This window comes from Saccharopolyspora sp. 7B (assembly GCF_020177435.1).
GTDB lineage: Bacteria > Actinomycetota > Actinomycetes > Mycobacteriales > Pseudonocardiaceae > Saccharopolyspora_C > Saccharopolyspora_C gregorii.
Genome location: NZ_JAIUKC010000169.1, coordinates 1 through 23590, shown reverse-complemented (window position 1 = coordinate 23590; position 23590 = coordinate 1). Strand labels below are relative to the sequence as shown.

Sequence of the window (23590 nt, the reverse complement as noted above, 5' to 3'; positions counted from 1 at the left end):
CGCGCCCGGCGCCCCCCCCCCCCCCGCCCCCCCCCCCCCCCTGACAACGCCCGTTGGGCCCTAGCGGGCGCCCCCACCGGTCCGCTCACCCGGGTCGATCGCACCGCTCCGGCCGCCGGGCCGGGGAGTGAACGGACCGTTCGCCTCATCTCGTTGGTCGAACGGTCCGTTCAGCACTGCGCCGGGCGGTGCTTGACCGCGTCGCCGCGGCGGCACTAGTGTTCGCGCAAAGAACACATGTTCACTATGCGCACGATCGGAGCGGATCGGTGGCACGCATCCTCGCCTTGGACGAGGCGATCGCCGAGTTGGTCGCCGACGGCGACGTGATCGCACTCGAAGGCTTCACCCACCTCATCCCGGTCGCCGCCGGGCACGAGATCATCCGGCAGCGCAAGCGCGACCTGGTGCTGTGCCGGATGACGCCGGACATCGTCTACGACCAGCTCATCGGCGCCGGGTGCGCGCGCAAGCTGGTGTTCTCCTGGGGCGGCAACCCCGGAGTCGGTTCGCTGCACCGGTTCCGGGACGCCGTGCAGCACTCCTGGCCGGTGCCGCTGGAGATCGAGGAGCACAGCCACGCGGGCATGGCCAACCGCTACGCCGCGGGCGCCTCCGGACTGCCGTTCGCGATCCTGCGCGGCTACACCGGCACCGACCTGCCCGCGCACACCGACTCCATCAAGACCGTCACCTGCCCGTTCACCGGCGAGGAGCTGGCCGCGGTGCCCGCGCTGAACCCGGACGTCGGCATCGTGCACGCGCAGCAGGCCGACCGGCAGGGCAACGTGCAGCTGTGGGGCATCACCGGCGTGCAGAAGGAGACCGTGCTCGCCGCGAAGCGCTCCCTGGTGACCGTCGAGGAGGTCGTCGACGAGCTCACCCCGCGGCCCGGCGCCGTGGTGTTGCCGAAGTGGGCCGTCACCGCCGTCGCCGAGGTCCCCGGCGGCGCCCACCCCTCCTACGCGCAGGGCTACTCGGAGCGGGACAACGACCACTACCGGCGCTGGGACGCGATCTCCCGCGACCGCGCCGAATTCGAGGCGTGGCTGGACCGCGAGGGCCTGGCCGAGAGGAGCGCGCGATGACGTTCACCGCCGACGAGATGATGAGCGTCGCGGCCGCGCGCTCGCTGACCGACGGTGCCGCCTGCTTCGTCGGCATCGGGCTGCCCAGCACCGCCGCGAACCTGGCCCGCCGCACCCACGCCCCCGACCTGGTGCTGATCTACGAATCGGGCACGCTCGGCGCGAAACCGGACCGGCTGCCGCTGTCCATCGGCGACGGGGTGCTCGCCGACACCGCGGATTCCGTGGTGAGCGTGCCGGAGATCTTCAACTACTGGTTGCAGCCGGGCCGCATCGACTTCGGGTTCCTCGGCGGCGCGCAGATCGACCGTTTCGGCAACATCAACTCGACCGTGATCGGGGACGACTACGCGGACCCGAAGGTGCGGCTGCCAGGCGCGGGCGGTGCCCCGGAGATCGCCGCTTCCTGCAAGGAGGTGCTGGTGGTGATGCGGCAGAGCACCCGCAGCTTCGTCGACTCCGTCGACTTCACCAGTTCCGTCGGCTACGGCCGCGGCGCGGGCGATCGGGAGCGGTTGGGGCTGCGCGGGCGCGGACCGGTGAAGGTGATCACCGACCTGGGCGTGCTCGAACCCGATCCGCGGACCTGCGAGCTCACCCTCACCCGGCTCAGCCCCGGCGTGTCCGTCGAGCAGGTGCGGGCCGCCACCGGCTGGGACCTCGCAGTCGCCGACCCGCCCACCGTGCAGGCACCCCCGACCGGCACCGAACTGCGGGTGCTGCGGGAACTCAAGGCCACGATCGGAGCAGAAGCATGAGCAACGGCGCTCACATCCTCGACGCGGTGCGCACGCCCTTCGGCTGCTACGACAAGGGCCTCGCCGAGGTGCGCCCGGACGACCTGGCCGCGCACGTGGTGCGCACCCTCGTGGACCGCTCCCCCGGGCTGGATCCGGCGCGCATCGAGGACGTCGCGTTCGGCGACGCCAACGGCGCCGGGGAGGACAACCGCAACGTGGCGCGGATGGCGGCGCTGCTCGCGGGGCTGCCGACCGGCGTCGCGGGCGCCACCGTCAACCGGCTGTGCGGGTCCGGGCTCGAAGCCGCCATCGGCGCCAGCCGTGCCGTGGAGACCGGCGACCACGAGCTCACCATCGCCGGCGGCGTCGAATCGATGAGCCGCGCGCCGTGGGTCCTGCAGAAGCCCGAGGGCGGTTTCCCGCGCGGGCACGAGACGCTGCACTCGACCACGCTCGGCTGGCGGATGACGAACCCGGAGATGCCGGAGCGCTGGACCATCGGGCTCGGCGACTCCGCCGAACTGCTCGCCGACCGCTACGGCATCGGCCGCGAGGCCCAGGACGAGTTCGCGGTGCGCAGCCACCGCCGCGCCGCCGCCGCGTGGGAGGCCGAGGCGTTCGACCGCGAAGTGGTCCCCGTGCCGGGCACCGAGCTGACCGCGGACGAGGGCGTGCGGGCGGACAGCTCGGTGGCGAAGCTCGCGAAGCTCAAGCCCGCGTTCCGCGAGGGCGGCACCGTCACCGCGGGCAACTCCTCCCCGCTCAACGACGGCGCCGCCGCGCTGCTCATCGGCTCCGAAGCGGTCGCCGCCGACCTGGGCGTCACCCCGCTGGCCCGGATCGCCGGGCGCGGCGTCGCCGGGGTGGATCCGGACGTCTTCGGCATCGGGCCGGTCGCGGCGGCGGAGACCGCGCTGCGCCGCGCGGGCATCGGCTGGGGCGACCTGACCGCGGTGGAGCTCAACGAGGCGTTCGCCGCGCAATCGCTGGCCTGCCTCGCCGAATGGCCGGACCTGGACCCGGAGATCGTGAACGTGCGGGGCGGCGCCATCGCCCTCGGCCACCCGCTGGGCGCGTCGGGCGCGCGCATCCTGGGAACCCTGGCGCACCAGCTGCGGGCCGCGGGTGGCGGCTGGGGGCTGGCGGCGATCTGCATCGGGGTCGGGCAGGGCCTGGCCGTGGTCCTGCAGGCGTGAAGGAGGAGCCGACGATGAGCATGCTGCTGCCGCACTACCCGCCCGACACCGCCTCGCACCCGCCGCTGGACAGCGCCGAGTACCGCTCCTCGGCGCTGCGGTACCCGAAGCAGCCGCTGCGGCTGCTGCCGCAGTACCTCACCGAGGTCACCGGCCCGCTGCTGGGCCACGACCGGGTGGGTGAGCACGACCACGACCTGACCGCCGGGCACGCGGGCGAACCGCTGGGCGAGCGGATCGTCGTCAGCGGCCGGGTCCTCGACTCCGGCGGGAAACCGGTGCCGCACACGCTGCTGGAGCTGTGGCAGGCGAACTCGGCGGGCCGCTACCTGCACTCCGGCGACCGGCACCCGGCACCGCTGGACCCGAACTTCACCGGCGTGGGGCGGGCGATGACGGACGCGGACGGCCACTACCGGTTCGTGACGATCAAGCCGGGCGCCTACCCGTGGCGCAACCACGACAACGCGTGGCGGCCGGCGCACCTGCACTTCTCGCTGTTCGGGCAGGCGTTCACCCAGCGGTTGATCACCCAGATGTACTTCCCGGGCGATCCGCTGTTCGGCCAGGACCCGATCTTCAACTCGGTGCGCGACCCGGCGGCGCGGGAACGCATGATCAGCCGGTTCGACCTGGCTAGCACCGTGCCGGAGTGGGCGCTGAGCTACAAGTTCGACATCGTGCTGCGCGGCGCGCACGCCACCCCGTTCGAGGACGACGAGGAGGACGACGACTGATGCCGGAGCAGGGTGAGCTCACCACGCCGTCGCAGACGGTCGGACCGTTCTACGCGCTGCCGGACGGGTTGCTGTGGCCGGACGGCCCCGAGGTCGTCGCGCCCGGCGCGCCCGGCGCGGTCCTGTTGCGCGGGACCGTGTTCGACGGCGCGGGCGAGCCGGTGCCGGACGCGGTGCTGGAGATCTGGCAGGCCGACGAGCGGGGCCGGTTCGCCCACCACGCTGATCCGCGCGGCGCGGCGGGCTCGTTCCAGGGATTCGGGCGTTGCGGCACCGATCCGCGGGGCGATTTCTGGTTCCGCACGGTCAAACCCGGCCCGCTGCCGACGCCCGACGGGCGCACCGAAGCACCGCACCTGGACGTGACGGTGCTGGCGCGCGGCATGCTGCAGCGGCTGGTGACCCGGGTGTACTTCCCGGACGAGGCCGCCGCGAACGCCACCGACCCCGTGCTGTCCACCGTGGAGGAGGAACGCCGGGGCACGCTGGTCGCTGTCGCCGAACCGGACGGGCTGCGCTTCGACGTCCGCCTCCAGGGCGACGGCGAGACCGTCTTCTTCGAGCTCTGAGGCCGCGATGTTCACCCCGATGTTCAGCACGCCGGAGGCCGAACGGCGCACCGGCACGGCGGCGTGGGCGCAGGCGATGCTCGATTTCGAGGCGGCCCTGGTCCGCGCGCAGGCCCGCGCCGGGGTGGTCCCGCCGGACGCGGCCTCGCGGATCGCGGCGCACTGCCGGGCCGAGGAGTTCGACCTGGAGTCCATCGCGCGCCGCGCCGTCGGCTCGGCGACTCCGGTGATCGCGCTGGTCGCGGACCTGACCGCCTTGGTGGAACCCGCGGACCGCCCGCACGTGCACGTGGGCGCCACCAGCCAGGACGTGCTGGACACGGCCGCGATGCTGGTCGCCCGCCGCGCGCTGCGCGGGGTGCTCGCCGACCTGCGCGGCGCCGCCGACCGGTGCGCCGAGCTGGCGCGGGAGCACCGCGGGACGCTCATGATCGGGCGCTCGCTGCTGCAGCAGGCGCTGCCGACGACGTTCGGCCGCCGCTGCGCGAGCTGGCTGACCGCGCTGGACGAGTCCGCGGACGCGCTGGACCGGGTGGTCGCCGAGCGGCTCGCGGTGCAGCTGGGCGGCCCCGCCGGAACGCTCGGATCGCTCGGCGACCGGGGCACGGCCGTGCTCGGGCACCTCGCCGCCGAGCTGGGCCTGGCCGAACCGGTGCTGCCGTGGCACACCGACCGCACCCGCGTCGCCGAACTCGCGGGCGCGCTGGGCGCGGTGGCGGGCGCGCTCGGCAAGATCGCGCTGGACGTGGAGCTGCACGCGCAGACCGAGGTCGGCGAGCTCGCCGAGGGCAGCTCCGGCGGTTCCTCGGCGATGCCGCACAAGCAGAACCCGGCGGGTTCGGTGCTGATCACCGCTGCCGCGCACCGGGTGCCCGGCCTGGTGGCGACGCTGCTGGCGGCGATGCCGCAGCCGCACGAGCGCGCCGCCGGGACCTGGCAGGCCGAATGGGAACCGCTGACCGAACTGCTGCGCCTGGTCGCCGCCGCCTCCTCCGGCGCGGAGCGGCTGCTGGCCGGGCTGCGGGTGCGCACCGATCGGATGGCGGCGAACGTGGAGCTCACCGCCGGGCTGGTGATGGCCGAGAGCGCGTCCGCCGCGCTGCGCGGCGCGCTGGGCGGCACCGAGGCGCGGCAGCTGGTCGCCGAGCTGTGCGGGCGGATCGTCGAGCGCGGCGGCACGTTGCGCTCCGCGCTGCTCGCCGACGAGCGGGTGCGGGCGGTGCTGTCCGAACCGGAGGTCGTCGCGGCGACCGAGCCCGCCGACCACCTCGGATCGGCCGGGGCGTTCGTGGACCGCGCCCTGGCCCGGCACGACCTCGGAGGGAACCGATGATCCCGCACCACGACCTGACCGGACCGGACGGTGCCGAGGTGCTGGTGCTGTCCAATTCGCTGGGCACCGCCCTGGGGCTCTGGGACGGGCAGCTGCCGGTGCTCGCCGAGCACTTCCGGGTGCTGCGTTACGACCAGCGCGGGCACGGCGGCACCGCCGCACCACCCGGCCCGTACCGGCTCGGCGAGCTCGGCACGGACGTGCTGGAGCTGCTGGACCGGCTCGGCGTGGCCCGCGCGCACTTCGCGGGGGTGTCGCTGGGCGGCATGACCGGCATGTGGCTGGCCCAGCACGCGCCGGAGCGGATCGGGCGGCTCGCGCTGATCTGCACCTCCGCCGAGCTCACCCCGCGCCAGGCGTGGCGGGACCGCGCCGCGCAGGCCCGGCGGGAGGGCACCACGTCGATGGTCGCGAGCTCCCTGGAGCGCTGGTTCACACCCGCGTTCGCCGGCGGGGACGGGGTGGTGCCGTTCGCCGCCGCGCTCAGCGCCTGCGACGACGAGGGCTACGCGAGCTGCGCGGAGGCGATCGCCGAGCTGGACCTGGTGGACGGCCTGCCGCGGATCACCGCGCCGGCGCTGGTGCTCGCCGGCCGCGAGGACCCGGCCACTCCCCCGCCGCACGCCGAACGCATCGCCGCCGCGGTGCCCGGTGCGCGCCTGGAGATCATCGACGACGCCTCGCACCTGGCCGTCGCGGAACGGCCGGACGCGGTGAACGCCCTGCTGCTGGACCACTTCACGAGGAGCCCGCGATGACCGACGACACGACCCGGCACGCCGAGGGCATGGCGGTGCGCCGCGAGGTGCTCGGCGACGCGCACGTGGACCGCGCCGTCGCGGCGACGACCGAGTTCACCGCCGGATTCCAGGACTTCATCACCCGCTACGCGTGGGGCGAGCTGTGGACCGGGGACGGGGTGCCGCGCCCGACCCGCAGCTGCCTGACGCTGGCGATCCTCGCCGCGACCGGCTGCGAGGAGGAGTTCGCGATGCACGTGCGCGCCGCCCGCCGCAACGGCGTCAGCCCCGAGGAGATCCGCGAGGTGCTGATGCACGTCGCGATCTACGCCGGGGTGCCGAAGGCGAACCGCGCCTTCGCCCTCGCCCGGGACGTGCTCGCCGCCGAGGACGGCTGACGGGTGCCGCGGGCGGCCCGGGTGTCGCGTGTGGAACGGTAGGTGCCCGGGGGCGAGGGCCGCTCCGGACGAGCGAGGAGAGCGATGGAACCGGCTTCGGAATCCGGCGGGTACGTGCAGTCGCTGGCGCGCGGCCTCGCGGTGATCCGCGCGTTCGACGAGACGCGGCCGGAGATGACGCTCAGCGACGTCGCGCGGGCCACCGATCTGTCCCGCGCCGCCGCCCGCCGGTTCCTGCACACCCTGGTGCAGCTGGGCTACGTGTGGACGGACGGCAGGCGGTTCGCGCTGACGCCGCGGGTGCTGGAGCTCGGCTTCGCCTACCTGTCCAGCGTGTCGCTGCCGGAGATCGCTCAGCCGCACCTGGAACGCCTGGTGTCGCGGGTGCACGAGTCGGCGTCGGTGTCGGTGCTCGACGGCGACGACATCGTCTACGTCGCCCGGGTGCCCACCAGCCGCATCATGACCGTGTCGATCAACATCGGCACCCGGTTCCCCGCGTACGCGACCTCGATGGGCCGGGTGCTGCTGGCGAACCTGCCGGACGAGCGGCTGGACGACTTCCTCGCGCGGGTGCGGCTGGACCCGCTGGGCCCGCACACCGTGGGCAGCGCCGCGGAGCTGCGCGCCGAGCTGGCGCGGATCCGCGAGCAGGGCTGGTCGCTGGTGGACCAGGAGCTGGAGGCGGGGCTGCGGTCGATCGCCGCGCCGATCCGGGACCGCGCGGACCGGGTGGTGGCGGCGGCGAACATCTCCTCGCACGCCAGCCGCACCACGGCCGAACAGGCGCGGGAGAACCTGCTGCCGCCGCTGCTGGAGACGACCGGGGCGATCGGCGCGGACCTGCGCTCGGCGCCCGGTTCGGCGGCCACCGCGCGGTGATCGGCGGAGGCCCGGGGCTCCCGAACGGCCCTGCCCGGCACCCCTCGGTCCGATATCGGTATCGTACCGGTATCGCCGGAACGCCGAGGAGGGACGAGACCGTGACCGACGCGCAGCACCCCCGCGCCGCGGCCGGCACCGAGCTCCCCGAGCCGGGCCCACCGAGCGAACCGGACGGCACCACCTGCGACGCGATCGACACCGTCGAGTTCCAGACCGCGGTGCTGATGCGCAACTTGGAGATGCTGTGCCGCCGCGGCGAACTCCACCAGGAGGTGGACCGCGCCGGGTACCTGCTGCTGCGCACCCTGATCGCGCGCGGCCCGTCCGACATCGGCGGGCTCGCCGCCGCGCTCGGCCTCGACCCGTCCACGACCGGCAGGCAGGTGCTCGCCGCGGAACGCGCCGGGCACCTCACCCGCAGCCCCGACGGCGCCGACCGCCGCCGCAGCGTCCTGGCGATCACCGGCTCCGGTGCGGCGGCGGTGCGCGCGGTGTGCGAACGCCGCCGCGAACGCACCGCGGCCCTGCTCTCCGGCTGGAGCGAGCAGGACCTGCGGCTGCTGTCCGAGATGGTCAGCCGCTACAACCGGGCCATCGCCGAGGAATTCCTGGAAACCGACCCGCCCGGAGGGGCTTCGTGACCGCACCGCACGTTCCGCTCGACGTCCTCGACCTCGTCTCCGTCAGCGAGGGCTCCACCATCGCCGACGCGATCGACTCCTCGATGGCGGCCGCCGAACTCGCCGACGAGCTCGGCTACTCGCGGGTGTGGTACGCCGAGCACCATAACACCCCGTACCTCGGCGCCACCGCGACCGCGCTGCTCATCGCGCAGGCCGCCGACCGCACCGAGCGGATCCGCGTCGGCTCCGGCGGCATCATGCTGCCCAACCACGCGCCGCTGCAGGTGGCGGAGTCGTTCGGCACCCTGGCCCAGTTGCACCCCGGGCGGATCGACCTCGGGCTGGGCCGCGCGCCCGGCACCGACCAGCTCACCGCCCAGCTGCTGAGCCGCTCCGGGGCGGACGCGCAGAGCTTCGCGAACTCGATCTACGACCTCACCGGCTGGTTCGGCGACGAAGGCCGCGGGCACAGCGCACCGGTCACCGCGGGGCCGGCGACCGGGACGCACGTCCCGCTGTGGGTGCTGGGGTCCACGGTGAACGGAGCGTCCATCGCGGGGCAGCTGGGCCTGCCGTTCGCGGTGGCCTCGCACTTCGCGCCCGCCGACCTGGACGAGATCGTCGAGGTGTACCGCTCCGCGTTCTCCACCGAGGCACCGACCGCGCAGCTCACCGAGCCGCACCTGATGATCGGCGTGAACGTCCTGGTCGCTCCTTCCGACGAGGAGGCGGCGCGGCTGTGGACGACGGTGCAGCGCATGTTCGTCAACGTGCGCAGCGGAAACCGGCGCGCCCTCGAAGCACCGGTGGACCCCGACGCGGTCGACGCTCGGGAACGCCACTTCGCCGACGCGATGCTCGGCATCAACGCCGTCGGCTCCCCGGAGACCGCGGTGCGCCGGCTGGAGGAGCTGGTGACCCGCACCGGCGCCGACGAGCTGATCACCGTCACCTACTGCCACGACCCCGCCGACCGCCTCCGCTCCCTGAAGCTCCTCGCCGAAGCCTGGTTCTGAGCTCGCTCCGGGGCTGGATCGGGTCCGCCGATCTGCGGTTCAGCTTCGTAGCCTGCCCGCGAGGTCTTCGACGACTCCGAGGACTTCCGCGCGAAGCTGCTCGGTGGCTGCACCGACGTGGTCGCGCCACTGGCGTCGGCCGTCTGCTGTGATCAGTTCGGTGCACACCGCGCTAGGTAGTTCGGCTTTGACCGCGTCACCTTCGTCCAAGTGGAGCAGGCCGATTCGTGCGAGTGCGCGGATGCTGCGCAGCGCGGACTCCCGGGAACCGATCGCTTCGCCGGTGCCACCTTGGGCGTCGGTTGCCGCTGCGAGGTTGAGCCGGCTCCTGGCCAACAGTTCCGAACGCGTGCCTCCCGGTGGCAGGCGACTCGCAGCCCGGGCGCCGAGGTCGGCTGTGGTGGCCCATGCCCGCAGGTACCCGCGGGATTCGACGAACTCGGCGCAGCGAATGGCCAATCGCGCGCACCATTCGAACATCCCCTCGGCGAACGCCCTGCACACGACCGCGATCCGGTTCGCTCGTTCCCGAGCGTCCGCGGTGATCAGGTTGTGGGCACTGATCGCTTCGGCGCTGCCGCAGGGGCGCTGTTCGGCGTGGCGGGGATGTGGGAGCCCTGAGACGGAACGGAGGCAGCTGCGTTCGGAATGTCCGTGGCCCCGCAACCTCTCGGGCGGTAATCACTGGAATAGCTCATCACCTTCGCCTCCCCCGGACACCGCGAGCTCCATCTGCGGATGACCATGGAGTGTAGGCGAATCGGGCAGGGGTGTTCGCGGCTTCCGCAATCGCGTAGCGAGACCGCATATCGCAGGGGATCGATTCGGCACGACCGCTCACCGGATGTTGTCGATCTGTGTTGTCAGGGGTGCGGGGTAACGCCTATCAGATGCTTCGGCCGATGAGGAGCTTGGCAATGAGGTGGATCACGATGAGGGTGATCATGCTTTCCGCATGGGCAACGAGTTCCTGACTGGTTCTGCCCGCCAACCCGGATCCACAACACGCGCTGAGCCGTCCGGTCAGTCCGGGGCGAGGACGTCGGCGAGGACCGTGCCGGGTTCGGGCAGGCGCGCCGGGGCGGGGCTGTCGTGGACGACGAGGAGGTCGCCGCCGGGCAGCACGGTGATGCCCTCGGCGTGGTCGCGGCCTTCGCCGTGCGGCAGGTCGGCCACCCGGACCAGTTCGTCGCGGCGCACGACCTCCGGCAGGTCGGCGCGGACGGCACCGGGCCAGCGGTACAGCCGCACCGGGCCGGACAGCGCCATCGACGGCCCGGCGAGCACCAGCAGGTCGTCGCCGTGCGGGCACAGGTCGCGGACGCCGAGGCCGTCGAGGTCCAGGAAGTGCTTGGCGTAGCGCCGGTGCCCGTCGACCTTGCGCAGCACCAGCTCGCCGTCCTCCTCGCGGGGCGCCAGCCGCAGCACCACCGCCCAGCCGCGCAGCACCGGGCCGCGCAGGCCCAGCAGCACCCGCTCCGCGCCGGGCTCGCCGTGCACCGCGATGCCCTCGACGTCGAAACCGTTGTCCTTGCCGGGGATCGGCAGGAACGGCGCCAGGTGCGGGTCGTCGGCCAGCAGCTCGCGCAGGCCCGGTTCGCCGAGCGCCGCGCTGCGCGCCCCGTCGCGGGTGCGGCGCACCGGGACGCCGTCGGAGAGCGCGACCCGCGCCAGCACGCGGCGGGCCGGTTCCGGCACGACGGTGGCGAGGCGCTTGGCGGCCTTCGCGTCCGAGTGGTGGGCCTTCGGCTTCTTGCGCTTCGCGCTATGCGAACCGACGACCCACAGGTAGGGGCCGCGGCGGGCCAGGCCCTCCACGTCGATCTCCTCGTCGGCGCCGCCGGGCAGGTCCAGCACCTCGGTGAGGTCGAACGAGACGTGCTCGGCGTACTCGGGGCGCGGTGCGTCGGTGCGGGTGAAGCGCTCCACCGTGGCGCTCTCGTCGCCGCCGACCCACAGGTGGTGGCCGTCGGCCCGGACCGCGGACAGGTTGACGTGCGTCTCCGCGCGCACGGCGTCGGAGTGGAAGCGCAGCGCGGCCGTACGAGTGGTCCCCATGCGCCTTTTCTACATGGGTGCTTCCTCGCTCGTTTTGCGTGGCACCGGGGCGGCGGAACCTCAGCGGTTCCCTCGCTGCGGGATCGATTTCCCAAGTGGCTCCGCCACGAGGGAAATCGCTGTCCTCGCGAGGGAACCGCTGAGAACCCGCGGGTGGTCCGGTTGCTCGGGTGGTCGGCGGCTCAGCGGCTTCGCCGCTGACAGGAAACGGCCGAGGGCGGCGGGCGGGTTCGGCCGCTGAGGTTCCGCCACCCGAGCACGACGCACCCCGAGTTCAACCGACAGGCGGTCACCCGACGGGCGCCGCGGACCGCCGGGGCAGCACCGACTCGGCGACGATCGCGCCGCGGTGCCGGATCACCGTGGCGGCCAGCTCCTGCGCGCGGTGCGCCGCCGCGACCGGATCGGCACCGGTGAGCCGAGCCGCGAGGTAGCCGGCGTCGAACGCATCCCCGGCGGCGGTCGAGTCCACCACGGACTCCACCGGCACGGCAGGCACCCGCACGACCCGCTCGCCGTCGAGGACGACGCAGCCCGCGGCACCGTCCTTGACCGCGACGTCCGCCACCCCGGCCACCCGGAGCCTGTCCACTGTGGACTCCGCGGTGGGGTCGCCGAACAGCGCCTGCTCGTCGGAGAACGTGGGCAGCCCGACCGTCGTCAGCGACCACAGCTCCCGCACCTGCTCGGCCGCCGCGGCGGCACCGTCCCACCCGGCCGGCCGGTAGTTGCTGTCGAAGGACACCCGGCCACCGGCGTCGCGGAACCGCCGCAGCGCCGCGCGCAGCCGCTCCCGCGCGGGCGGCGCGAGGATCTGCAGGCTGATCGCCGACAGGTGCACCAGGTCGTAGCCGTCGAAATCCGGTTCCCCGTCCGCGAACAGACCGCGGGCCGCCGACTGCGAGCGGTAGTAGGTGAACGAGCGCTCGCCGTGCTCGTCCGTGCGCACCAGGTACAGCCCCGGCTGCGCCCCGGCGACCCGGCCGATCCGGTCGGTACCGACGCCCTCCGCGCGCATCGCCGCCACGATCCGGTCGCTGTAGTGGTCGTCCCCCACCAGGGTCAGGTAGTCCACCTGCAGCTCCGCGGATCCGGTGAGCCGGGACAGGTAGGTCGCGGTGTTGAACGTGTCCCCCGCACAGCCCAGCGACAGCACGTCCGCTTCCCGGTGGGTCAGTTCGATCATGCATTCGCCGATGGCCAGTACCCGGATCACGCCCGGTCCTCCCCGTCTCGTCCCGCCCGGCGGCGCCGGGTGATCACCGATTCCACCACGCTCACCAGTCGTGCATCGAGCCGTCCCGCAACCGGTTCACCGGCAGGTACTTCGGCGAGTACGGGTAGCGGGCCGCGGCCTCCTCGTCGAGCTCCACGCCGAGACCGGGGGCGTCGCCGGGATGCATGTAGCCGTCCCGGAACGAGTAGTTCACCTTGAACACCTCACCCGCCGGATCCAGATGACCCATGTACTCCTGCACGCCGAAGTTCGGCACCGTCAGGTCCAGGTGCAGCGCGGCGGCGAACGACACCGGCGACAGGTCGCCCGCGCCGTGCGAACCGGTGCGCACCCCGTGCAGCGCCGCCAGCTCGAACACCTGCCGCAGGTGGGTGATCCCGCCGGTGTGCGACACCGAGGCGCGGATGTAGTCGATCAACCGCTCGCTGATCAGATGCTTGCAGTCCCAGATCGAGTTGAACACCTCGCCGACCGCGATCGGGGTGGTGGTGTGCTGCCGGATCGTGCGGAACGCCTCCTGGTCCTCGGCCGGGGTGGGGTCCTCGATCCAGAACATCCGGTACGGCTCCAGCGACTTGCCCAGCTGCGCGGCCTCCAGCGGCGAGAGCCGGTGGTGCACGTCGTGCAGCAGGTGGAAGTCGTAGCCGAACCGCTCCCGCACGGCGCGCATCAGCTCCGGCGCGAACTCCAGGTACGCCGGGGTGTGCCACACGTTGTCCGAGGGCATCGCCGCGTCCGCCGGTTCGTAGGTGGAACCGGTCCCCGGGTGGTGCAGCCCGTAGGTGCTCTCCAGGCCGGGCACGGCGGCCTGCACCCGGATCGCCCGGTACCCGCGCTCCCGGTAGGCGGCGACGTCGTCGAGCAGCTCCTCGACGCTCTGCCCGCTGGCGTGCCCGTAGATCATCACGCCCTCGCGCGCGGCGCCGCCGAGCAACCGGTGCACCGGCAGCCCGGTCTCCTTGCCGAGCAGGTCCCACAGCGCGACGTCGACGGCGGCGATCGCGGTCATCGTCACCGGCCCGCGCCGCCAGTAGGCACCGCGGTACAGGTACTGCCAGATGTCGTTGATGCGCCCCGAATCCCGCCCGATCAGCAGCGGGCACACGTGGTCGCGCAGGTAGGAGGCGACGGCGAGCTCGCGCCCGTTGAGCGTGGCGTCGCCGAGCCCGGTCAGCCCGTCCTCGGTGGTGATCTTCAGCGTGACGTAGTTGCGGCCGGGGCAGGTGACGACGACGTCGGCGGCGGTGATCTTCACGGGGTCTCCTCGGCGAGCACGGCGATCTTCAGGTGATCGCGTTCGGTCAGTGCGGTGCGCAGCGCCCGATCGGCTTCGGCGAGCGGGAACCGGGCGGTGACCATCCGCTCCAGGTCGGCCCGCCCGGAGCGCAGCAGCGCCGCGGCGGCGGCGAACGCTCCGGGTCCGTAGCGGAAGCAGCCGCGCACGTCGATCTCCCAGCGCTGCGCCGCCGCCAGCAGGTCGGGCGCCGCGGGCCGGTTCGCGGGGATCCCGACCAGGGCGACGACGGCGCCGGGAACCAGCGCGTCCAGGCGCACCGCCTCCGGCGCACCGGAGCACTCCAGCTGCTGGTCGAAGGCACCCGGCTCGGGGTGGACGGTGCCGGTGTCCAGCACCTCGTCCGCTCCGGCCCCGGCGGCGAGGTCGAGCCGCCGCCGATCGACGTCGGTGAGCACGATCCGCGCGGCGCCGGCGGCGCGGGCCGCCGCGACCGCGAGCTGCCCGATCGGCCCCGCTCCCGTGACCAGCACCGAGGCGCCGCTGACCACCCCGGCGCGGCGCACCGCCCAGCAGGCCACCGCGAGGGGTTCGACCAGCGCGGCCACCGCCGGATCGGTCCCGGGCGGCACCCGGTGCACCAGTTCCGCCTCCACCACCAGCGTGCCGCGGATCGTGCCGTGCACCGGCGGCGAACCGAAGCAGCGCCCCGACGGGCACAGGTTGTAGCGGCCCGCCGCGCAGGTCGGGCAGCGGCGGCACGGGCGCGCCGGTTCGACCGCGACGGATGCGCCGAGCAGTCCCGCGTCGACGCCCTCGCCGAGTTCGACGACCACCCCGGAGGCCTCGTGCCCCAGCACCGTGGGCGAGCGCAGCACGTTCGACCCGTTGCGGCCGTCGGCGTAGTAGTGCAGGTCGCTGCCGCACAACCCGGTGGCGCGCACCGCCACCCGCACCGCACCGGGCCGCAGCGGCTCCGGCTCCACCTGTTCCACCCGCAGGTCCCGGGCACCGTGCAGCACGGCGGCTCGTTCGCTCACCACTCCTCCACTCCGTCAGCTCCTCGTTTCCGCGCCCCCGTCCGGGGAAGTCCGCCGCGGACTCACGTGCGGACCGGCAGCGGCTCCACCTTGCGGATCAGCAGCCCGTAGGAGAACGCGCCCACCAGGCCCAGCACCCCGGACAGCACCAGCGGCGCCACGAACGATCCGCCGGTCGCCGTCTGCAGCACGCCGGTGACGATCGGGCCGACGAACCCGGCGATGTTCGACGCGCAGTTCTGGATGCCCGCCAGCGAGGAGACCTGCCCGGGCTGCGGCGCCACGTCCGCGGGCAGCGACGCCACCGACGCCGCGCTGAACGCCAGGCTCGCGTAGGAGATCGACAGCAGCACCACCGCGGTCGCCGCGTTCGGCACCACCACCGCCAGCGCGATCACGGAACTCAGCAGCATGCCCGGGATCAGGCAGGTCTTGCGGGCCCGGGTGAGGCTCCAGCCGCGCCGCACCAGCGAATCCGACGCCCAGCCGCCGAGCAGGCTGCCGCCGATCGCCACCACGCCGGGGATCGCACCGACCGTGCCCAGCTCCAGCAGGTCGAAACCGCGCGCCTGCACCAGGTAGCTCGGGAACCAGGTGATGAAGAAGAAGATGATGTAGTTCAGGCAGAAGAAGCCCAGCATCATCGCCCACACCGTGCGGTACCGGAACAGGTCGCGCCAGCGCACCTTCGGCCCGTCGTCCGATGTGGACTCCTCGCGCGCGCCGCCCGCCCGGATGTAGGCCAGCTCCTCGTCCGTCACCCGCGGGTGGTCCTCCGGTTCGTGGTAGGACAGCCACCACCACCCCGCCCACAGCAGGGCGAGGACGCCGACGACGATGAACGCGGCCCGCCAGCCCTCCCAGGCGATGATCGCGGTCACCACCGGCAGCGCCACCGCGGTGCCCGCCCGCGCGCCGTTGTCCCAGATGCTGTTGGCGAAGGCGCGCTCGCGGCGCGGGAACCAGCGGGACACGACCTTCGCCGAACCCGGGTAGCCGGTGGACTCGCCGATGCCCAGCAGGAAGCGGAACACCAGCAGCGACAGCAGCCCGGTGACCAGGCCGGTGAGCATCGTCGCCACGCCCCACACCAGGGCGCCGAGCGCGAACGCGCGCTTCGCCCCGATCCGGTCGATGAGGGCACCGGCGGGGAGCTGGAAACCCGCGTACGCCAGGAAGAACGTGCCGAGCACCAGCCCCTGCACGCTCGGGTCGAAGCCCAGGTCGTGGTTCATCGACGGCAGCGCCACGCTCAGCGCGGAGCGGTCCACGTAGTTCACCGAGAGGCCGACGAAGCACAGCAGCGCCATGCCCCACCGCAGGTTGTGCGCGCGGCCGCGGGGGCGGGCCGCCCCGGTCGCGGCCTCGGTTCGCCCGGTCATCGCTCCTCCTCGAGCCGCCCGGTTCCCGCGCCGACGAAGCATCGTTCCGTTCCGCGGAATACCGTTCTGCTGATGCGAACGGTAGCGTAAGGGGGAGATCACCGGAAAATCAACGGCCGAGGAAGCGGTGCAGCACCTATGAGCTCCGGCGCCACCGAAGGCAGCGCGCTGCGCACGCTGCGCGTGCTCGAAGCAGTGGCCCGCACCGGCGGCCCGCACCGGCTCGGCGAGATCGCCGCCGACACCGGCATCGCCAAACCCAGCACGCACCGCATCCTCAGCGGGCTCAGCGGCGCCGGGTACGTCGTCAGCGACGGCGACGGCGCCTACGGCCTCGGCCCCCGCGCCTACGCGCTGTCCGCCACCATCGCCTCCGCCGAGGACACCGGCGGCGACACCGTGCTGCGCCGGTTCCAGTCCGAGGTCCAGCAGACGGTGCACGTGGCGCTGCGCAGCGGCGATCACGCCATCTACGTGCGCAAGGTGGACAGCCCCGGGCCGTACCGGATGGCGTCCCGGATCGGCGGCGTGCTGCCGCTGCACTGCACCGCCATCGGCAAGGCCGTCCTCGCCCACCTGCCCGCGGACGAACGGGCGCCGCTGCTGCGAGATCTCACCGCCCGCACCGAGCGCACCACCACCGATCCCGCCGTGCTGGAGCAGGAGCTGGCCCGGGTGCGGGCCGACGGCTGCGCGCTCGACGACGAGGAGAACGAGCCGACCATCCGCTGCCTCGCCGCCCCGATGCTGGACCGCGCGGGCCGGCCGGTCGGCGGGGTGAGCATCTCGACGATCACCTTCCAGACCCCGAAGGAGGCGCTGCTGGCGCACGCGGACCGGTTGGTCGAGACGGCCGCGCTGCTCGCCCCCCTCTACACCTGACCACCGCCCGGCATCCCGCACCGCCGCGCGTTTTCCCCCGGGCGATGGGGAAAACCGGACGTCGCGGGCGCGGGGACCGCCGCCGAATCGCAACCCTCCGGCAACCGGATCGGAGTACGCTCGGTCACCACACCGGTGACGACGGTGACCGCGCGGCACCCGGCCGGGTCCGCTCCACCCCCGGCCCCCGAAACCGATGATCCCTCGATCCGGTGAGTTCGGGAACCGGACGGGCCGGACCGGAGTCGGAACCGGTTGCCGTCAGGAGTCGGCGAAGGGAGTCACTGCAGTGGATCAAGTCCGCGCCCGGTTGCGCGGCGGGCCCGAGGACGGCCGCGAGGTCAGCGTCCCCGCCGATCCCACCGGCCACCCCGTTCCGCGCATCACCGTGCCCGTCCGCGTCCCGGAGCAGCGCCGCGCGACCGCACCACCGCCGCTGCTGGTGTACGAGCGGTCCGGCTCGAAACACACCGGAACCTGGGACTTCGACTACGTCGGAGCCGAGTCCCAGACCTGACCCGGCGCACCTCACCGACCGGCCACCGCTCGCCACATCGGGTGCAGCAGCGGACCGCCGGGCAGTTCGATCGGCGTGCCCAGGTCGGCGAAGCCCAGCCGCTGGTACAGCGCGCGGCTGGCGGTGCTGCTCGCCTCCAGGTACGTGGGCAGCCCGGCCCGGTCGCACTCGCGCAGGCTCGCGGCCAGCGCGGCCGTGCCCGCTCCGGCGCGCTGCCGGTGCGGCGGGACGCCGATCAGCGACAGGTACCAGTGCGCGACCAGCGGGTGCCGCTCCCCGGTGAGCTCGCCGAAGGTCGCGAACCGGTCGGCGAAGGGCCCGAGCAGCTCGTGGAGCCGCCGTTCCCCCTCGTCATCCAGCGTCTTGGGCGGCTCCCGCCCGTCGCCGCGGAACCACACCTGCACCGCCGAACCCGTGGTGACCACGGCACCCGTGCGTTCGGCGTGCGCGACGGTCAGCTCGAACCACGCTTCGTACAGCGGTCTGCGCCGCGCGGGATCGGGCACCAGCCAGCAGGAGACCGCGTCGTGGACGAACGCGCTGACCAGCGTCCGGACGGGCAGGTCGAGGTCAGTTCGCATCGCCGGGCTCCTCGGCTCGATCGATCGTGGCGGATCGCGCTCCCATGCCGATCCGCGCGTAGGCATCCGGTCGGCGCACCCGCAGCACCGCGCCCCAGCAGAACCCGGCCAGCGCGACCGCCAGGTACGCGCCGGGCAGCGCCCACGCCGCCGCGGAACCCGGCGGCAGGCCCAGCACCGTGCCGAAGGAGCGCAGGGTCAGGACCAGGATCCCGGTGAGCACCACCGCCGCGATGCCCGGCGCCAGCAACGTCCGCCACCGCCCGCACCCGTGCCCCGGGACCCGCAGGAAGTAACCGACGACGGCGAACGAGGTGGCGGTGACCAGGCACAGCACGCCGAGCGCTCCACCGGACGCACCCCAGAAGAACAGGTGGACGATCGGGTCCCACCCGGTCACCGCGAACAGCGCGACCACCAGCGCGGTGACGACGCTCTGCGTCACCGATCCCGCGGTGGGCGCCGAGGTGCGCGGGCTGGTGACCCCGAGCGCGCGCGGCCCGATGCCCTCCCGGCCGAGGGCGAACAGGTAGCGGGCGCACACGTGGTGGAACGACAGCATGCCCGCGAACAGGCTCGTCACGTACAGCGCGGACCCGAGCGTGACCAGTGCGGGCGGCAGCCGGTCGGCGGCGAGCACGAACATCAGCTCGGTGGAGTGCTCCCCGGCGGCGGCCACGATCCGGTCCGGTCCGGTGGCCACGGTCAGCGCCCAGGTGGAGAGCCCGTAGATCCCGCCGATCAGCGCCAGCGACAGGTAGGTGGCGCGCCCGACGGTCCGCGGGTCGCGGGCCTCCTCCGCGAGCACCGTGGAGTTCTCGAAGCCGATGAACCCGGTGAAGGCGATCACCAGGATCACCCCGGCCGCGGCGGTGCCGAGCTGCAGCGGGTTCAAGGTGGTCAGCGTGACCCCCGGCTCGGCGGGGTCGGTGACGAACGCCAGGTCGTAGAGCAGGATCATCGCGATCTCGGCGAGCAGCAGCACGCCCAGCACGCGCCCGTTGACGTCGATGCGCAGCACCCCGAGCACCGCGACGAGCCCGGTGCCCACCCCGGAGAACACCCACCACGGCAGCGCGGGCCCACCGGCCTGGTGCAGGAAGTCCGCCGCCCCCACCCCGCAGCCGCCGACCAGGCTGACCTGCACCATCGCGTAGGCGAGCACGGCGACCCCGCCCGCTGCGGTGCCGCTGGTCCGGCCGAGCCCCTTCGCGATGTAGGCGTAGAACGCCCCCGCGTTCTCCACGTGCCGGGACATCGCCACGTAGCCGACGGCGAACAGGCCCAGGACGACCGCGACCGCCAGGTAACCGACGGGGATGCCGTTCACGCCCGAGACGGCGAACCCGCTGACCGCTCCCCCGCCGACGACGGTCTCCGGGGCCGCCGCGGCGACAGTGAAGAAGATGATCGACCACATGCCGAGGCGGGAGGCGGCGAGCGAGTTCGCCACCGGTCCCGGGCGGGGTGATCGCTCCGCCGATCTGGGCAGGGTGGACGGTGGCACGGTCGGTTCTCCTCGTTGGTCGGGGTGGGTCGGGTCGTGGGCGGGGGCCCCCGGCCCGCCCGGGGGGGGGGGGGGGGGCGGGGCCCCCGCGGGGGGGGGCGCCGGGGGCCCCCCCCGGGCCCCCCCCGCCCCCGGGGCGGGGGGGGGGGGGGCGCCCGCGTGTGGGGGGCGGGGGGGCGGGGGGCGGGGGGGGGGCGCGGGGGGGGGGGGGGGGGGGGGGGGGGCCGGGGGCCCCCCGCGCACGTCCGGTGTTCGGACGTGGTGCCGGCGCCGCTGCGGTGCGGAACTCGGCTGCCGCGGCCGGGAACTCGCCTGCAGCGGTGCAGGCCTTCCCCGGCGCGGCGGGGAACTCGTTGCCGCCGTGCGGGTGCTCTCCCCGCCTCGGTGCGGGTGCCGGTGCGGGGTTCCGCGGTCCCGCTGTCGGGGTCGGTGCGCCGGGCCGCGGATCCGCTTCCCGGGGCACCGCGTTCATCTCCGCGGGGTCATGGCCCACTGCTCACGGGCGGCGGTCACCTCCGCGACGATGGTGCGCAGGCCCGCGGGCAGCCGGGGCAGCCACTGCTCGGCCCGCTGCTCCGCGCGGCGCTGCACGGGGCGGGGCAGGCCGAGCCGTCCGGTGACGCCGGTGCCGGTGACCAGCAGGGCCAGCGCGACCTCGGCCTGGGCGTCCGGGACCGTGATCATCCCGGAGCGGATCGCGGCGGATTCCTCGTGCGTGAAGGTGTCCACCACCGCCTCCGCCGGGGCGCGCTGGTCGAGCCGGACCGGGCGCCAGGCGACCGCGGGCCCGGCGCGCCACCTGCCGGTGACCGGGACCTCGCGGACCACGTCGATGATGGTGAGCCGGGCGCGGACCTTCTCGGTCGCCGTGCCGGACAGGTACTGGATCCAGGTGCGCACCGAGTGCTGCGGCTCGGAGCGGATCTCGCGCAGCACCGACCAGGACAGGAAGTCCGGCGGCATGCCCTTGCCCGCCGGGCGGACGGTGGGCAGCACGCCGATCTCGTCCTCCAGCAGCAGTTCGGCGAGCAGGCCGCCCGCGCAACCGAGCGCGACCAGCTTGGGGTCCACCCGCGCGGCGAGCCGGTCGGTGCCGGTGTGCGCCACCAGGAAGTAGCGGTCGGCCAGCCGCAGCGGGATGCGGCCGGTGCGGGTGGCCCGTTCCCGGGACGCGCGTTCCGCGCGCGGATCCGGCGCCCGGGCGTCCGGGCCCTCCTCGTCCGGCGGGTCCTGTGACGTGGTCAGGACGGCTCGCGGCAGCCGGCGCGACCGGCCGCCGTTCACCGCGCCCTCGTGGATCGGCATGAACACCCCAGTGACTCGGTTTCCCCCGGGAAACGCCCTCGCGACGATGACTCCGCAGCGTTTCCAACCCGGGACACAGCGTAATCGTTCCCGGTGCGGGCCAAGATCCTCCAGAAGCGCGATGTTCGCTGTGATCAAGCCGACCCGACTTCGCTCGTTCGAGTGGTCATCAGTGGTCCGGCGTCGGAAACCCCTTGACGCGGAACGACTTCCCCTTCGAAAGCGGGCGCTCGCGGCACCGGCGGCGGGACGCCCGGAACACCCGGCCGCTCCCCGGCGTTTGACTTCGAGTTAACGCGAACTAGCACGATCGGCGCCGACCCACCACGAACGGCGCCGCGCCCGGTCCGAACCGCGGTCCCGTCCCAGGACGCCGCCCGCACCGGCCGCGCACCGCACCGGCTCCGCGACCGACCCGAACCGGCCGGCGGAGCCGCCACACCGAGAGGAACCACCACATGACCAGCTGGGAGACGATGCGCTCCTTCGCCAGCGACGACTCGGTGACCAGGCAGCGCCTGGCGCCCGGGCTCGCCAGGCGGATCGCGCGCTACGCCCGCCCGTACCTGCGCGACATCGTCCCGTTCCTGGTGCTGGTCGCCGCGGCCGCCGTGCTCGGCGTGGTGACCCCGCTGCTGTTCAAGGCGATCATCGACCACGGCATCCTGCCGCGAAACCCGGGCGTGGTGCTGTGGCTGGCGCTGGCCGTCGCCCTGGTCGCGGTGCTGGAGGCCGGGATGTCGCTGCTGCAGCGCTGGTACTCCGCGAAGCTCGGCGAAGGCCTCATCTACGACCTGCGCTCCGAGGTGTTCGACCACGTGCAGCGGATGCCGGTCGCGTTCTTCGTGCGGGCGCAGACCGGGTCGCTGGTCAGCAGGCTCAACACCGACGTGATCGGCGCCCAGCGCGCGCTGACCAGCACCCTGTCCTCGGTGGTGTCGAACGTGCTGAGCCTCGTGCTGGTGCTGGCGACGATGTTCACGCTGTCCTGGCAGATCACGCTGATCGCGCTGGCGCTGCTGCCGCTGTTCCTGCTGCCGGTGCGCTGGGTCGGCCGCCGGTTGCAGCGGATCACCCGCGAGCAGATGAAGACCGACGCCGAGCTGAGCTCGCTGATGACGGAGCGCTTCGGCGTCGGCGGCGCGATGCTGGCGAAGCTCTACGGCCGGGCCGACGAGGAGGCCGGGATGTTCTCCTCCCGGGCGGCGCGGGTCCGCGACCTGGGCGTGGTCTCGGCGATGTACAGCCGGGTGTTCTTCGTGGCGCTGACCCTGCTGGCCTCGCTGGCCACGGCCGTGGTGTACGGCCTCGGCGGCGGGCTGGTGATCTCCGGGGCGTTCGAGCTGGGCACGCTGGTGGCGCTGGCGACGCTGCTGAGCAGGCTCTACGGCCCGCTGACCGCGCTGTCCAACGTGCACGTGGACGTGATGACGGCGCTGGTCAGCTTCGACCGGGTCTTCGAGGTGCTGGACCTGCGGCCGATGGTCGAGGAGAAGCCGGACGCGGTGGTGCTCGACTCCCGGACCGAGCCGGCGGCCGTCGAGTTCGACGGGGTGTCGTTCCGCTACCCGGCCTCCGCGGAGGTGTCGCTGGCCTCGCTGGAGTCGGTGGCGCGCCCGGAGAGCGCCCCGGCCCACGAGGTGCTGCACGACATCAGCTTCCGCGCCGAGCCGGGTCAGACCATCGCGCTGGTGGGGCATTCCGGCGCGGGAAAGACGACGATCACGCACCTCGCGGGACGGCTCTACGACGTGGACGCGGGCAGCGTCCGGGTCGGCGGGCACGACGTGCGGGACGTGGCGCTGCGTTCGCTGTACTCGACGGTCGGCGTGGTCACCCAGGACGCGCACCTGTTCCACGACACGATCCGCGCGAACCTGGCCTACGCGCGGCCCGGGGCGTCCGACGCCGACCTGCTGGCCGCGCTGCGCACCGCGCAGCTGCAGGACCTGGTGGCCGACCTGCCGGACGGGCTGGACACGGTGGTCGGCGACCGCGGTTACCGGCTCTCCGGCGGGGAGAAGCAGCGGTTGGCGATCGCGCGGTTGCTGCTGAAGGCACCGCCGGTGGTCGTGCTGGACGAGGCCACCGCGCACCTGGATTCGGAATCGGAGGCGGCGGTGCAGCGGGCCCTGTCCACGGCGCTGGCCGGGCGGACCGCGCTGGTGATCGCGCACCGGCTGTCCACGATCCGCGAGGCGGACCGGATCCTGGTGATCTCCGGTGGCCGCATCGCCGAGCAGGGCACCCACGCCGATCTGCTCGCCCGCGACGGCCTCTACGCGGAGCTGCACCGCACCCAGTTCGCCGATTCCGCGGAGGCCGTCTCGACCACCTGATCCACCAGGGGCGTGGGGGGGGGCCCCCCCCCCCCCCCCCCCCCCCCCCCCCCCCCCCCCCCCCCCCCCCCCCCCCCCCCCCCCCCCCCCCCCCCGGCCGTTCTCGCGTCGGAGGCCGGTTCGCGGTGCCGCCGGTCGATCAGGCGCAGGTCCAGCGGACCGGTTTCGACGGGCCCTTGAGCA

Annotated in this window: 23 protein-coding genes; 14 read left to right on the top strand and 9 right to left on the bottom strand. The window is 73.7% G+C overall.

Annotated elements, in window-relative coordinates:
- The first annotated feature begins 269 nt into the window (after positions 1-269).
- The 11 genes from LCD33_RS23560 (at position 270) to LCD33_RS23510 (ending at position 9325) form a co-directional block, all read left to right on the top strand.
- Entirely contained in the window at positions 270-1088 is an 819-nt protein-coding gene (locus LCD33_RS23560; RefSeq protein ID WP_224966897.1) for a CoA transferase subunit A, read from the top strand.
- On the top strand, positions 1085-1846 hold the full coding sequence (locus tag LCD33_RS23555; RefSeq protein WP_224966896.1) for a CoA-transferase subunit beta: 762 nt from the start codon (positions 1085-1087) through the stop codon (positions 1844-1846). Before LCD33_RS23560 ends, LCD33_RS23555 begins: the two co-directional genes overlap by 4 nt.
- Entirely contained in the window at positions 1843-3024 is a 1182-nt protein-coding gene (locus LCD33_RS23550; protein ID WP_224966895.1) for a thiolase family protein, read from the top strand. Before LCD33_RS23555 ends, LCD33_RS23550 begins: the two co-directional genes overlap by 4 nt.
- 14 nt (positions 3025-3038) lie before the next feature.
- Positions 3039-3761 carry a protocatechuate 3,4-dioxygenase subunit beta gene (pcaH, locus tag LCD33_RS23545; protein ID WP_224958693.1) on the top strand — a complete coding sequence of 241 codons (723 nt, stop codon included), beginning with the start codon at positions 3039-3041 and terminating at the stop codon, positions 3759-3761.
- Positions 3761-4330 carry a protocatechuate 3,4-dioxygenase subunit alpha gene (gene pcaG / locus LCD33_RS23540; RefSeq protein ID WP_224966894.1) on the top strand — a complete coding sequence of 190 codons (570 nt, stop codon included), beginning with the start codon at positions 3761-3763 and terminating at the stop codon, positions 4328-4330. The genes pcaH and pcaG overlap by 1 nt, the downstream gene beginning before the upstream one ends.
- A gap of 19 nt (positions 4331-4349) precedes the next feature.
- Positions 4350-5663 (top strand): 3-carboxy-cis,cis-muconate cycloisomerase, encoded by a 1314-nt coding sequence (gene pcaB / locus LCD33_RS23535; RefSeq protein WP_255615230.1) that lies wholly within the window; start codon positions 4350-4352, stop codon positions 5661-5663.
- Positions 5660-6421, top strand: coding sequence for a 3-oxoadipate enol-lactonase (gene pcaD, locus LCD33_RS23530; RefSeq protein WP_224966893.1), 762 nt, complete (start codon positions 5660-5662; stop codon positions 6419-6421). The genes pcaB and pcaD overlap by 4 nt, the downstream gene beginning before the upstream one ends.
- Positions 6418-6801, top strand: a complete 384-nt coding sequence (gene pcaC / locus LCD33_RS23525) for a 4-carboxymuconolactone decarboxylase (RefSeq protein ID WP_224958685.1) — start codon at positions 6418-6420, stop codon at positions 6799-6801. The genes pcaD and pcaC overlap by 4 nt, the downstream gene beginning before the upstream one ends.
- A gap of 84 nt (positions 6802-6885) precedes the next feature.
- Complete coding sequence (locus LCD33_RS23520; RefSeq protein WP_224958683.1) at positions 6886-7683, top strand: IclR family transcriptional regulator; 798 nt, start codon at positions 6886-6888, stop codon at positions 7681-7683.
- 101 nt (positions 7684-7784) lie between these two features.
- On the top strand, positions 7785-8327 hold the full coding sequence (locus tag LCD33_RS23515) for a MarR family winged helix-turn-helix transcriptional regulator (RefSeq protein WP_224958681.1): 543 nt from the start codon (positions 7785-7787) through the stop codon (positions 8325-8327).
- Positions 8324-9325: an LLM class flavin-dependent oxidoreductase gene (locus tag LCD33_RS23510; RefSeq protein ID WP_224978293.1), complete on the top strand. Its 1002-nt coding sequence runs from the start codon at positions 8324-8326 to the stop codon at positions 9323-9325. Before LCD33_RS23515 ends, LCD33_RS23510 begins: the two co-directional genes overlap by 4 nt.
- A gap of 39 nt (positions 9326-9364) precedes the next feature.
- Here the strand turns inward: LCD33_RS23510 and LCD33_RS23505 are convergent, their stop codons facing one another.
- The 6 genes from LCD33_RS23505 to LCD33_RS23480 all read right to left on the bottom strand — a co-directional run bounded on the left by LCD33_RS23505 (position 9365) and on the right by LCD33_RS23480 (position 16276).
- Positions 9365-9829 (bottom strand): hypothetical protein, encoded by a 465-nt coding sequence (locus LCD33_RS23505; RefSeq protein ID WP_224966892.1) that lies wholly within the window; start codon positions 9827-9829, stop codon positions 9365-9367.
- 519 nt (positions 9830-10348) lie between these two features.
- Positions 10349-11383, bottom strand: coding sequence for a DUF3616 domain-containing protein (locus LCD33_RS23500; protein WP_224978292.1), 1035 nt, complete (start codon positions 11381-11383; stop codon positions 10349-10351).
- A gap of 289 nt (positions 11384-11672) precedes the next feature.
- Entirely contained in the window at positions 11673-12599 is a 927-nt protein-coding gene (locus LCD33_RS23495) for a sugar kinase (protein ID WP_224962823.1), read from the bottom strand.
- 61 nt (positions 12600-12660) lie between these two features.
- On the bottom strand, positions 12661-13875 hold the full coding sequence (gene manD, locus LCD33_RS23490; protein ID WP_224978291.1) for a D-mannonate dehydratase ManD: 1215 nt from the start codon (positions 13873-13875) through the stop codon (positions 12661-12663).
- Entirely contained in the window at positions 13872-14894 is a 1023-nt protein-coding gene (locus LCD33_RS23485) for an alcohol dehydrogenase catalytic domain-containing protein (protein ID WP_224978290.1), read from the bottom strand. The genes manD and LCD33_RS23485 overlap by 4 nt, the downstream gene beginning before the upstream one ends.
- A 62-nt stretch (positions 14895-14956) precedes the next feature.
- A complete protein-coding gene (locus LCD33_RS23480) occupies positions 14957-16276 on the bottom strand; it encodes an MFS transporter (protein WP_224978289.1) in 1320 nt (439 codons plus the stop codon).
- A 138-nt stretch (positions 16277-16414) separates the two neighbouring features.
- Between LCD33_RS23480 and LCD33_RS23475 the strand changes: the two genes are divergently transcribed.
- Positions 16415-17158 carry an IclR family transcriptional regulator gene (locus tag LCD33_RS23475; RefSeq protein ID WP_224962816.1) on the top strand — a complete coding sequence of 248 codons (744 nt, stop codon included), beginning with the start codon at positions 16415-16417 and terminating at the stop codon, positions 17156-17158.
- Between the two features lie 289 nt (positions 17159-17447).
- On the top strand, positions 17448-17675 hold the full coding sequence (locus tag LCD33_RS23470) for a hypothetical protein (RefSeq protein ID WP_224962814.1): 228 nt from the start codon (positions 17448-17450) through the stop codon (positions 17673-17675).
- Positions 17676-17686: 11 nt separating this feature from the next.
- Here LCD33_RS23470 and LCD33_RS23465 read toward each other — a convergent pair whose 3' ends face one another.
- From LCD33_RS23465 to LCD33_RS23455, 3 genes are all read right to left on the bottom strand, one after another.
- A complete protein-coding gene (locus LCD33_RS23465; protein WP_224978288.1) occupies positions 17687-18256 on the bottom strand; it encodes a GNAT family N-acetyltransferase in 570 nt (189 codons plus the stop codon).
- On the bottom strand, positions 18246-19763 hold the full coding sequence (locus LCD33_RS23460) for an APC family permease (RefSeq protein WP_224978294.1): 1518 nt from the start codon (positions 19761-19763) through the stop codon (positions 18246-18248). The genes LCD33_RS23465 and LCD33_RS23460 overlap by 11 nt, the downstream gene beginning before the upstream one ends.
- Positions 19764-20231: 468 nt before the next feature.
- Positions 20232-21068: a GPP34 family phosphoprotein gene (locus tag LCD33_RS23455; protein WP_224978287.1), complete on the bottom strand. Its 837-nt coding sequence runs from the start codon at positions 21066-21068 to the stop codon at positions 20232-20234.
- A 458-nt stretch (positions 21069-21526) separates the two neighbouring features.
- On the opposite strand from LCD33_RS23455, the gene LCD33_RS23450 reads away from it, so the two are divergent.
- Positions 21527-23407 (top strand): ABC transporter ATP-binding protein, encoded by a 1881-nt coding sequence (locus LCD33_RS23450; protein WP_374108113.1) that lies wholly within the window; start codon positions 21527-21529, stop codon positions 23405-23407.
- The last annotated feature ends 183 nt before the right edge of the window (positions 23408-23590 follow it).

Coding starts and splice junctions, on each gene's coding strand:
- LCD33_RS23500 (WP_224978292.1), bottom strand. CDS start 11,383: ATGGGGACCACTCGTACGGCCGCGCTGCGCTTCCACTCCGACGCCGTG.
- pcaH (WP_224958693.1), top strand. CDS start 3,039: ATGAGCATGCTGCTGCCGCACTACCCGCCCGACACCGCCTCGCACCCG.
- LCD33_RS23550 (WP_224966895.1), top strand. CDS start 1,843: ATGAGCAACGGCGCTCACATCCTCGACGCGGTGCGCACGCCCTTCGGC.
- LCD33_RS23555 (WP_224966896.1), top strand. CDS start 1,085: ATGACGTTCACCGCCGACGAGATGATGAGCGTCGCGGCCGCGCGCTCG.
- pcaD (WP_224966893.1), top strand. CDS start 5,660: ATGATCCCGCACCACGACCTGACCGGACCGGACGGTGCCGAGGTGCTG.
- LCD33_RS23465 (WP_224978288.1), bottom strand. CDS start 18,256: ATGCGAACTGACCTCGACCTGCCCGTCCGGACGCTGGTCAGCGCGTTC.
- pcaB (WP_255615230.1), top strand. CDS start 4,350: ATGTTCAGCACGCCGGAGGCCGAACGGCGCACCGGCACGGCGGCGTGG.
- LCD33_RS23520 (WP_224958683.1), top strand. CDS start 6,886: ATGGAACCGGCTTCGGAATCCGGCGGGTACGTGCAGTCGCTGGCGCGC.
- LCD33_RS23475 (WP_224962816.1), top strand. CDS start 16,415: ATGAGCTCCGGCGCCACCGAAGGCAGCGCGCTGCGCACGCTGCGCGTG.
- LCD33_RS23480 (WP_224978289.1), bottom strand. CDS start 16,276: ATGACCGGGCGAACCGAGGCCGCGACCGGGGCGGCCCGCCCCCGCGGC.
- pcaG (WP_224966894.1), top strand. CDS start 3,761: ATGCCGGAGCAGGGTGAGCTCACCACGCCGTCGCAGACGGTCGGACCG.
- LCD33_RS23450 (WP_374108113.1), top strand. CDS start 21,527: ATGACCAGCTGGGAGACGATGCGCTCCTTCGCCAGCGACGACTCGGTG.
- pcaC (WP_224958685.1), top strand. CDS start 6,418: ATGACCGACGACACGACCCGGCACGCCGAGGGCATGGCGGTGCGCCGC.
- LCD33_RS23455 (WP_224978287.1), bottom strand. CDS start 21,068: ATGCCGATCCACGAGGGCGCGGTGAACGGCGGCCGGTCGCGCCGGCTG.